Genomic DNA, 8,140 nt, shown 5'->3' with positions numbered 1-8,140 from the left:
AGGGCGTGGCCGGCACGGGCGTGTTCGTGACCGACAGCACCGGGACTGTCCCCCCGAACACCCTGGCGGCCCTGTCGGCCGGCAAGGTGAAGAACATCGCCGTCCTCGGCGGCAGCAGCGCCGTCAGCCAGTCGCAGGTCAGCGAGCTGCAGTCCAAGGGCTACACGGTGACCACGCCCTTCGCCGGGGGCACCCGGTACCAGACCATGCTGATGATCGACTCGGCCATCCAGCCGTCGCAGGTCGGCAAGGACTCGGCCGGCAACCCCACCGCCATCCTGGCGAGCGGGGACAACGCCCACTTCGTCGACGCCTTGTCGGCCGGGGGCCTGGCCTACGCCCAGAAGTTCCCGATCATCCTCACCAACTCCCAGGGGCCCACGCTCCAGCCCGAGGCCCAGCAGGTGATCACCAGCCTCGGCATCAAGCACCTGATCGTCGTCGGGGGCACCGCGTCCGTTCCGGCCTCGGAGTACACGCCCCCGCCGAGCGGGGTGTCGGCCGTGACCGTGGAGTCGGGGAGCGACCGCTCCAACACCTCCAAGACCCTGGCCGACTTCGCCGTGTTCAACTCGTGGCTCAAGCCGACGGCCATGACCCTCGCACGCGGTGACGACGGCTCCGACGCCCTGGCGGGAGCGGCCTTCGCCGGGATCAACCAGGTACCGACGGTCGTGACCAACTCCCCCGGCGACGTCGGGTCGGCCCCGGCCTACGCCACCGGGCACAAGTCCACCCTGACCGGGACGTCGTGGGTGTTCGGCGGGACGGGCGCCGTACCCGACAGCCAGATCACGGCCGTCGCGGTGGCGGGCGGCGCGGCGAGCACGGCCCCGCCGGGCAGCATCGCCCCCAAGTCCACCGAGTTCGTGACCGGCGTGGGAGGGACGTCCTTCGACCAGTCCGGGCAGGCCTACGCCTACAGCCCGGCCGACACCTTCCAGGTCGACTCGACGTCGAGCACGCCGGGGGCCTCCCCCAGCTGTGCCGCCGCCACCTACAACGAGTTCCAGGGCCGGCTCAGCCAGGGTGACCGGGTGACCGGGACCTACGCGCCCGGCAAGACCAGCACCTTCTGCCTCGACGACATCGCCCCGGCCGCGCCCACGGGCGTCACCGCCGCCGGCAACGCCCAGGGCGGCGGGGTGACCGTCAAATGGTCGGCGCCGACCGCGGCCGGCGCCGACGGGATCACCGGCTACCAGGTGTGGCGGGCGGCGGCCACCACGCCGGCGTCGCCGCTGCCGATGACCTGCCCGGCGGCGTACACGGTGGCCCCCGGGGTGTCCCCGCAGACGCCGCCGGCGTCGGCCAGTGGGTGGGCGTCCCTCGGAACGGTGTCGTCCTCGGGGTCGTCCGGCTCCGGGTTCAGCTACAACGACACCACCGCCGCCAACCCCACGTCCTACTGCTACGCGGTCTCGTCGGTCAGCCCTAACGCCATCGGGGCGCCGGCACCGGCCAGCGCCAACCCGGCCAACCCGTCCCAGCTCGGCCAGCCCGGGACCGGCAGCCCGGTCCAGGCCTCGCTGGCGACGGCGGGAGCCTCTCCGGTTCTCCAGTCGATGACGGCGGTCGGCAACACCCTGACCCTCACGTACAACATGAGCATCAACACCGCTGACGTCCAGGCCGACGGGTCGCAGTTCGTCATCACCGCCGGCAGCGCCACCACCGCCCGGGCGTGGGGCGCCGGGTCCCAGGTCTTCCTGGACATGGCCAAGACCCAGACGGCGGGCACCAGCATCACGGTCACGGCCCAGAACGGGAAGAACGGCCGTACGGTCTGCGCCACCAACAGCACCACCGCCTGCGAGAAGACGGGCGAGGCCCTAACGGCCAGCGATACCGCGGCCACCGGCCTGGCTCCGAAGATCGTCGGGATAACGGCATCGGCGGGAGCCCAGACCGTGACCGTCACCTACAACGAGGCCATCGACTGCGCGACCGTCGACTCCTCGGCCGGCCAGTTCTCCAAGAACTCGACCGAGGGCCCCTCCGCCGGAAGCGGCGCACCGGCGTCGTTCAGCAGTGCGGCGTGCACGGGCAGCGGCCCGACCAGCAGCCAGGTGACGCTCTCCATGGGGGCCCCGTTGCTCCCCGGGGCCACGGTGACGGTGGTCTACAACGCCGAGACGCCCTCCTCCGCCAACAGCAACAACGGCCCCATCGTGGGCAACAACCAGAGCGAAGCCGAGGCCGACTCCGCTTCGGGCACGGTCGGCCAGTAGGCACCAGGCCTGTCCCGGGTATCTCCGACCGGGCGGAGGTGCCCGGGAAGGTTACGCCGAACTAAAGGACGAAATAAAGGGGGGATGGTCACGCGCCGTAACCGGGTCTCACGGTTGGTAATCGTCGCCGCCGCGGGCGCAAGCCTGCTGCTGGCGGCGGCAAGCCCGGGCGGCGCCAGCAGCTCCGCCGCCACCGTCCCGGCCCGCGCCACGACGGGCGCGACCGGTCCGGGGGTCCCGGGCCACGGCGGCGTGGTGCCCGAGGGTGTCACCACGGTCCCCGACGGGACCGCCGGCAAGGTGGCCGGCATGGCCATCCCCAACGTCGACCCCCAGCAGAGCACCGCCGAGGTGCAGCGGCTGCACAACATCGACGGGCTCAACACGATCGCCCTGTTCGTGTGGTGGTGGATGCCGAAGGTCGACTCCAACGTGGTCGAGCGCTGCAGCAACCCCGCCTCCCAGGGGGACCAGCACGGCTGCAACCCCACCGAGCCCGATGCCGCCCTCCAGGTGCAGATCGCCGCCGCCCGCCAGAACGGGATGCGCGTGATCCTGGTGCCGATCTTCTACTGCGGCACGTGTGAGGGCGGTTGGCGGGGAACGGCCCAGCCCTCCGACGTCAACGCCTGGTTCAACTCCTACCGGCTGTTCATCGACCACTACGCCACCCTGGCCCAGCAGAACGGGGTGTCGACGATGTTCGCCGGGTCGGAGATGGACTCCCTCGAGAGCCAGACCGCCCAGTGGCAGCAGGTCATCTCCGAGGCCCGTCAGCACTTCAGCGGCCAGATCGGCTACGAGCAGAACTGGGACGTCCTCGGCTCCGCCCACTTCCTCGACGCCGTGGACATCGTCGGCGTCTCCGCCTACTTCCCGCTCGACGACGGTCAGTCCCCGTCGCTGGCCTCGTTGGTCGGCGACTGGTCCAACAGCCACGCCTCCGCCTACAAGGGGCGCAACTGGGTCGCCAACCTGGCGTCGTTCGCCCGGTCGACGGGGAAGCCGATCCTCTTCGGCGAGGTCGGCTACATGTCGAGCGACTACGCCGGGCGCCAGCCGTTCCTCAACTACCAGAGCACGATCAACTGGCAGCTGCAGTCCGACCTCTACCAGGCGCTGCTCGAGACCTTCGAGGGCCAGTCCTGGTGGGCAGGGGCGGTGTGGTGGGAGTGGTACATCCCGTCCAACGGCAACACCGACGACACCCGCACACCCCGCGGCAAGACCGCCGAGACGCTGATTCAGCACTGGTACCACGACGGGTGGCGCCCGGCCAGCGCCGGAACACCGCTGGTGCTGAGCGACGCCGCCCACAGCCCCAACGACACCGAGCTGGACGCGGCAGCACCCGCGGCCAGCCCGAGCGGGTCGGCCGCCTCCGGCACACCGGGCTCTGCGACGGGCCCTTCGGGTGCCGCGGGGACCCGTACGGGTGCAGCGGGCCACGCCGCCACAGCCGCCGCCGGGACCCGCGCCGGGCGCCCGGGGGCGTCCTCCGGGACGGCACGGACCGGCACTCAGGCGGCAGCCGGGGCGGGAGGAGTGGCCGGGACAGCGGGGGCGCCCGCGAGCGGCGCGTCCTCGAGCGCCGTCCACGGCACCGGGCGGACGGTGGGCCTGATCGCCGCCGCCGCCCTGGCCCTCCTCGTGCTGGCGCTCCTGGCCTACAACGCGGTGCGCCTCGCCGACTCCCGGCGCCATCCCCCCTCGACCCGTCTGGGCTGAGACCGGGCCGTCGGGGCCGAGGACCCGGCTCCCACTTCCGCCCACAGGGCGCTCGCCGTGGCGCGCCCGGTCTCTCCGGCACGCCGGCGCGGGCACAGGGAGCCGCTTGGCGCACGGCTCCCTGTGTCCTTCAGGAGGCGGAACAGCCTCCGGAGATCAGGCCCCGAAGGTTGTTCCGCTCAGAGATTCGGGACGCGAGGCCGCCGATCCTCCGTGAGGGAACAAAGCGGACGGTGACAAGCGGCTCACTTCGGTGCGCCACCCGTTTCGGTCCGGCCGAGGCGGCCGGATAGCGTCCTGCCGGGATGCCACTGAAGCGACTCATCCGCAGCGGCCGCGGCGCATGGGCCGTGCTCCGGGATCCCCCCTGGGCACCGCCCGGCCACTTCTACTCCCCGATCTCCAACGCCGCCGACCGCCGCCGCGCCATCCAGCGCACCCACGCCACCGAGGCCGCCGGTGTCGACCTCAGAGCCGACGATCAGCGCTGCCTGGCCCGGGAGCTCGCACCGATGTGGCGCGACATCCCCGGCCAACCCCGGTCCGACTGGCGCTACCGCCCCGACAACATCCTCTTTCCGCTCTCCGACGCCGTGGTCTACGCCTCGATGCTGCGTCACATTCGTCCCGCCCGGGTGGTCGAGGTGGGATCCGGCTTCACGTCGGTGCTGGCGCTCGACGTGTCCGAACGTTGGCTCGACGGTCAGGTCGAGCTCACATGCATCGAGCCCTACCCGAAGCGGCTGACGACCCTGTTGCGCGCAGGTGACGACAGCCGGTTGCGGCTCGTTCGCGAGCAGCTGCAGTCCGTTCCGCCCGACGTCTTCTCCCAGCTGTCGAGCGGTGACGTCCTGTTCATCGACTCGACGCACGTGGCGCGGCCCGGAAGCGACGTGATCCGACTGTTGCTCGACGTCCTCCCTCGTCTGCCCGCCGGGGTCCACGTCCATGTCCATGACGTCTTCTGGCCGTTCGAGTATCCGGCGGAGTGGCACGAGGAGGCCCGGGGCTTCAACGAGATCTATCTCCTCCACGCCTTCCTGGCCTTCAACTCGCAATGGCGGGTCGAGCTGTTCGCCGACTGGGTGTGGATGGACTGTGCCGACCTCGTCGCCGAGTACCGGCCCGACGCCCGCCAACCCCGCCCGAGCAGTCTCTGGCTCAGCCGGGCCGGCCCCTGAGACATCGCGGGAAGCTCCCGGTCGGGCCGGTCACTCGGAACGTGGTCGGGCTGCGGAGATTTGAACTCCGGACCTCTTGACCCCCAGTCAAGCGCGCTAACCAAACTGCGCCACAGCCCGTGGGCCGGTCATCGTAGACCACCGGGGGCCGGGAGGAGGCCGGGATCAGATGTGGCGGCCGGCGTACCGGGCCAGCCAGTCCAGGCCCTGGCCCAGCCGCCACAGCAGGTAGACGGCCGTGCCCAGAGCCAGGAACTTGAAGTGCCAGGGCACGCCGGACGGCTCGGTGAGGGGCGCCCCGCACTGGGGACAGGCCCCCTCGTCGGTCAGCTCCTCGTCCTCCCAGCGCCGGCTGCAGTCCTCGCACCAGGGCATGCCGACGCTCAGGCGCCCCCCGAGCCCGCCGGGGCGGGCGTGTAACGCACCGCCAGGATGGCCACGTCGTCCCGGAACGGCTCGTCGGCAAACTCCCTCGCCGCGTCGCGCAGCGTCTTGCACAGGGTCTGCACGTCCAGGCCCGGATCGCGCCGGATGATCCCGGCAATCCGGTCCTCACCGAACATGTTGTCCCCCGCCCGCACCTCGGCCAGCCCGTCGGTGAACAGGAGCAGGACGTTGCCGGGGTGGAGCTCGACCTCCCGGCTGGAGTAGCTGGCGCGGCTCATCAGGGTCAGGAGGGGGCCGGTGGCCCGGAGGGGCAGGACCTCGTCACCCTGCCAGTGCAGCGCCGGGGGGTGGCCGGCCGAGGCGTAGCGCAGGGTGGCGCCCGACGCGTCGAAGACCACGGCGCACAGCGACACCAGCTCCTCGGGCCGGGCCTGCTCGGAGAGCAGGGAGTTGAGCTCCTCCAGGGCCTGGGCCGGATCGCGGTACTGGCGCAGGAAGACCCGCAGCAGGTACTTGACCTGGAAGGCGGTGATGGACGGCTCGATGCCGTGGCCCGAGACGTCCCCGATCACCGCCGCCAGCCGTCCGCCCCCGGTGGGGAACAGGTCGTAGAAGTCCCCCGCCATGGCCCCGGTGCCGGGCTCGTACACCGTGCCGACCTCGAAGCCCTCGATGTCGGGGAGCTCGGCGGGGGCCAGCCGGGCCGACCAGCGCAGCGGGGCCAGCTGGTCCTGCTCGAGGATCTCCTCGGCCCGGCGCTCCAGCACGGAGCGCTCCTCGGCCAGCCGGGCCGACGCGAGGAACCGGGCGGCAAAGCGGAACGAGATCCCGATCGGGATGAACACCGCCAGGAACGGCAGGTAGTAGGAGCGGGACCCGATCACCAGGATCAGGAGGGTGCCCAGGCCCAGCAGGCCGTACAGCAGCGCCGTGTGCAGGTCCTTGTCGAAGGAGGCCCGGGCCAGAAAGGCGGCGTCGGTGCCTGCACCCACCCCCTGCTCGATGCGGTGCAGGGCGCGGGCCAGGCGGCGAGCCGAACGGCCCCACAGCAGGGAAGCCACGAGGCAACCCGCCGTGACGGCCGCCAGGACGGTTCTGGCAACCATGGCCCCCTGACGCTAATGGCGGGAGCGGACGGTGCCAAACCGTCATTCAGTCTATTTCATGACCTTCGGCGCACCCGCAGCTTGAGCGGCGTGGGCCCGAAGCCGAAATGCTCCCGGATGCGGCGCTCGATGTAGCGCAGGTAGGGCGCCGGCAGGGCCCGGTTCGAGAACAGGGTGAAGGTGGGCGGATCGGTGGCGCCCTGGGTGGCGTAGAGAATGCGGGCGCCGGGAGCGGGCTGGGCGGCCTGGGCCGACTGCACCACCCGGTTGAGCTCGGCCGTGGGGATCCGCCGGTGGTACTCCCCGATCGCCTGGTGGAGGGCGGGCAGCAGCTTGTGCACGCCGAGGCCGGTGCGGGCGCTGACCTTGAGGACCGGCGCGTAGCCGAGGAAGGCCAACCGGTCCCCCACCTGGCCGGTTACGTCGGCGCGCTGCTCGGCGTCGAGCTGCTCCCACTTGTTGAGCACGATGACGATGGGACTGCCGGCCGCGTCGATGCGCTCGGCCAGCCGCTGGTCCTGATGGGTCACCCCCTCGGTGGCGTCGATCACGAGCAGGGCGGAGTCGGCCCGGTCGATGGCCTGCAGGGCCCGGACCAGCGAGTAGTACTCGGTGGCCTCCCCCGCCCGGGCCCGGCGCCGCAGCCCGGCGGTGTCGACGAAGCGCACCGGTCCTTCTTCGGTCTCGACGATCGTGTCGATGGTGTCGCGCGTCGTGCCGGGCGCGTCGTGGGTGACGGAGCGCTCGTCGCCGATGAGCCGGTTGAAGAGCGTGGACTTGCCGACGTTCGGCCTCCCGACGATGGCCACCCCCGGCGGGCGGTCGGTCCCGTCGTCGTCCGGCGCGTCCAGCGCGTCCTCGGGCGCCGGCAGGCGCTCGACGATGGCGTCGAGGAGGTCCCCGGAACCGCGACCGTGGAGGGCGCTGATCGGCCAGGGATCCCCGTGGCCCAGCCCGGCAAACTCCCAGATCTCCGGCTCGCGACCCTCGGAGTCGACCTTGTTGACGACGACGAGGACGGGCCGGTCCATCCGGTGGAGGAGGGCCGCCACCCGCTGGTCCTCGTCGGCGAGTCCCACGGCGGCGTCCACGACCAGCAGCACCAGATCGGCGGCCCGGATGGCGCGCTCGGCCTGGTCGCTGACCTGGCGCTCCAACGATCCCCCGCCCTCGAGCCACCCGCCCGTGTCGACCAGGTCGAAGGACCGCCCGCCCCAGTCGGCCTCGACGATCTTGCGGTCGCGCGTCACGCCGGGGCGTTCCTCGACGATCGCCTCCCGCCGGCCGACGATGCGGTTGACGAGGGTGGACTTGCCGACGTTGGGTCGCCCGACGACGGCGACTACCGGGCGGCCGGACTCAGGCATTCGTCTAGAGCGCGGCGCAGCGACAGTCCGTCGGACGCCACCACCTGTACGGGACGGGGAAGCTCGTCCACCCCCATTCCGTCGAGGAACCGGCCCTCGGACAGGCACGCGTCCCCCAGGAGGAAGCGCCGCCCCGGGGG

General features: G+C 71.8%; 6 protein-coding genes and 1 tRNA gene. 3 read left to right on the top strand and 4 right to left on the bottom strand.

The window, feature by feature from the left end:
• From VFW24_13905 to VFW24_13895, 3 genes are all read left to right on the top strand, one after another.
• Positions 1-2,231, top strand: a 2,231-nt coding sequence (locus tag VFW24_13905; protein ID HEX5267857.1) for a cell wall-binding repeat-containing protein, incomplete at its 5' end; no start/stop codon positions are given.
• 84 nt (positions 2,232-2,315) lie between these two features.
• Positions 2,316-3,959: a hypothetical protein gene (locus VFW24_13900; protein HEX5267856.1), complete on the top strand. Its 1,644-nt coding sequence runs from the start codon at positions 2,316-2,318 to the stop codon at positions 3,957-3,959.
• A 305-nt stretch (positions 3,960-4,264) separates the two neighbouring features.
• On the top strand, positions 4,265-5,140 hold the full coding sequence (locus VFW24_13895; protein HEX5267855.1) for a class I SAM-dependent methyltransferase: 876 nt from the start codon (positions 4,265-4,267) through the stop codon (positions 5,138-5,140).
• Between the two features lie 42 nt (positions 5,141-5,182).
• Here VFW24_13895 and VFW24_13890 read toward each other — a convergent pair.
• The 4 genes from VFW24_13890 to der form a co-directional block, all read right to left on the bottom strand.
• Positions 5,183-5,260, bottom strand: a tRNA-Pro gene (locus VFW24_13890).
• Between the two features lie 45 nt (positions 5,261-5,305).
• Positions 5,306-5,515 carry a hypothetical protein gene (locus tag VFW24_13885; GenBank protein ID HEX5267854.1) on the bottom strand — a complete coding sequence of 70 codons (210 nt, stop codon included), beginning with the start codon at positions 5,513-5,515 and terminating at the stop codon, positions 5,306-5,308.
• 8 nt (positions 5,516-5,523) lie between these two features.
• On the bottom strand, positions 5,524-6,633 hold the full coding sequence (locus tag VFW24_13880) for a PP2C family protein-serine/threonine phosphatase (protein HEX5267853.1): 1,110 nt from the start codon (positions 6,631-6,633) through the stop codon (positions 5,524-5,526).
• A gap of 56 nt (positions 6,634-6,689) precedes the next feature.
• Complete coding sequence (gene der / locus VFW24_13875; protein HEX5267852.1) at positions 6,690-8,000, bottom strand: ribosome biogenesis GTPase Der; 1,311 nt, start codon at positions 7,998-8,000, stop codon at positions 6,690-6,692.
• Positions 8,001-8,140: the final 140 nt, after the last annotated feature.

The sequence above is a fragment of the Acidimicrobiales bacterium genome, from assembly GCA_036273495.1.
Classification (GTDB): Bacteria; Actinomycetota; Acidimicrobiia; order Acidimicrobiales; family JAJPHE01; genus DASSEU01.
Note: the sequence above shows the minus strand (reverse complement) of the source record. Positions and strands in the feature narration are given on the sequence as shown.